The sequence below is a fragment of the Mitsuaria sp. TWR114 genome (assembly GCF_007997345.1).
This window is the reverse complement of record NZ_VOSR01000228.1, coordinates 1-2,219: the sequence shown is the minus strand read 5'-3', so window position 1 is coordinate 2,219 and position 2,219 is coordinate 1. Positions and strand designations below refer to the sequence as shown.

Genomic DNA, 2,219 nt, shown 5'->3' with positions numbered 1-2,219 from the left:
GCAGGTGCGGCCGCCGCGGCGGGTGCCGCAGTAGGAGCCGGCGCAGCAGCCGCCGGTGCGGGCGCTGCCGCCGCATCACTCTCCAGCACGACGATCAGGTCGCCTTCGTTCAGCTTGTCGCCGAGCTTGACCTTCACTTCCTTGACGACGCCCGCCGCCGAGGACGGGATCTCCATCGAGGCCTTGTCGGACTCGACGGTGACCAGGCTCTGCTCAGCCTTCACCGTGTCGCCGGGCTTGACCAGCAGCTCGATGATCGCGACGTCCTTGAAGTCCCCGATGTCGGGAACCTTGACTTCCACCAATGCCATATTGGGTGTCTCCAGAAATTTACTGAGCCGGCGGGCTTACCCAGCGGAGCCCACGGAACTGGCTTCGCCAGGCCGTCGGGCTCGCCCCCTTGAGGGGGCCGGCGAAGCCGGTAGGGGGTGGGCCGTGCTCACGCGTACAGCGGGTTGATCTTGTCGACGTTGATGCCGTACTTCTTGATGGCTTCCGCGACCTTGGCCTGCGGGATCTTGCCTTCGTCAGCCAGGCTCTTCAGCGCGGCCACGACGATGTAATGGCGGTTGATCTCGAAGTGCTCGCGCAGCTTGGAGCGGAAATCGCTGCGGCCGAAACCGTCGGTTCCCAGCACCTTGTACGAGCGGCCGGCCGGGATGAAGGCGCGGATCTGCTCGGCGTAGTTCTTCATGTAGTCGGTCGACGCGATCACCGGCCCCTGCACCTTGCTCAGCTGCTGCGTCACGAACGGCACGCAGGCCAGCTCGGTCGGGTGCAGCAGGTTCCAGCGCTCGGCGTTCTGGCCGTCGCGGGCCAGCTCGTTGAAGCTGGGGCAGGACCAGACGTTCGCGCCCACGCCCCAGTCAGCCTCGAGCAGCTTCTTGGCGGCCTGGCTTTCGCGCAGGATGGTGCCCGAGCCCAGCAGGTTCACCGTCAGCGGCTGGGCGGCGGCGTCCTCCAGCAGGTACATGCCCTTGAGGATCTGCTCCTCGGTGCCGGCCTTCAGGCCGGGCATCGGGTAGTTCTCGTTGAGCAGCGTCAGGTAGAAGTAGACGTTCTCCTGGTTCTCGACCATGCGCTTCAGGCCCGAGTGCAGAATCACCGCCACCTCATGCGCGAAGGTCGGGTCGTAGCTGATGCAATTCGGAATGGTGCCGGCCAGGATGTGGCTGTGGCCGTCCTCGTGCTGCAGGCCTTCGCCGTTCAGCGTCGTGCGGCCCGAGGTGCCGCCCAGCAGGAAGCCGCGCGCCTGCATGTCGCCGGCGGCCCAGGCCAGGTCGCCGATGCGCTGGAAGCCGAACATCGAGTAGTAGACGTAGAACGGGATCATCACGCGGTTGTTCGTCGAGTACGACGTCGCCGCGGCGATCCAGCTGGCCATGCCGCCGGCCTCGTTGATGCCTTCCTGCAGGATCTGGCCGGCCTTGTCCTCGCGGTAGTACATGACCTGGTCCTTGTCGACCGGCGTGTAGTTCTGACCCGCGGGGTTGTAGATGCCGATCTGGCGGAACAGGCCTTCCATGCCGAAGGTGCGGGCCTCGTCGACCAGGATGGGCACGGTGCGCGGGCCCAGTTCCTTGTCGCGCAGCAGCGTGGTCAGGAAGCGGACATAGGCCTGCGTGGTCGAGATCTCGCGACCCTCGGCGGTCGGGTCCAGCACGGCCTGGAAGGTGGCCAGGTCGGGCACCTTCAGCGCTTCATCGGCCTGCGGGCGGCGCTTGGGCAGGTAGCCGCCCAGCGACTTGCGGCGCTCGTGCAGGTACTGCATCTCGGGCGTGTCGTCGGCCGGCTTGTAGAACGGGATCTTGGCCAGCTCGCTGTCCGGGATGGGGATGTTGAAGCGGTCGCGGAAGGCCTTGATGTCCTCGTCCTGCAGCTTCTTGGTCTGGTGCGCGGTGTTCTTGCCCTCGCCGATCTTGCCCATGCCGTAGCCCTTGACGGTCTTGATCAGCATGACGGTGGGCTGGCCGACGGTGTTGACCGCCTTGTGGTAGGCCGCGTAGACCTTCTGCGGGTCGTGGCCGCCGCGGTTCAGGCGCCAGATGTCCTCGTCGGACATGTTCTCGACCATCTTCAGCAGCTCCGGATGCTTGCCGAAGAAATGCTTGCGCACGAACGCGCCGTCATTGGCCTTGTAGGCCTGGTAGTCGCCGTCCAGCGTCTCCAGCATGACCTTGCGCAGCAGCTCCTGCTTGTCGCGCGCCAGCAGCGGATCC

General features: G+C 65.9%; 2 protein-coding genes. Both read right to left on the bottom strand.

The window, feature by feature from the left end:
• Positions 1–311 (bottom strand): biotin/lipoyl-containing protein (locus FUT87_RS10145; RefSeq protein WP_186830463.1); only part of this gene is annotated, 311 nt, incomplete at its 3' end.
• 128 nt (positions 312–439) lie between these two features.
• The coding region (gene aceE / locus FUT87_RS10140) for a pyruvate dehydrogenase (acetyl-transferring), homodimeric type (RefSeq protein WP_147240939.1) at positions 440–2,219 on the bottom strand (1,780 nt) is incomplete at its 5' end.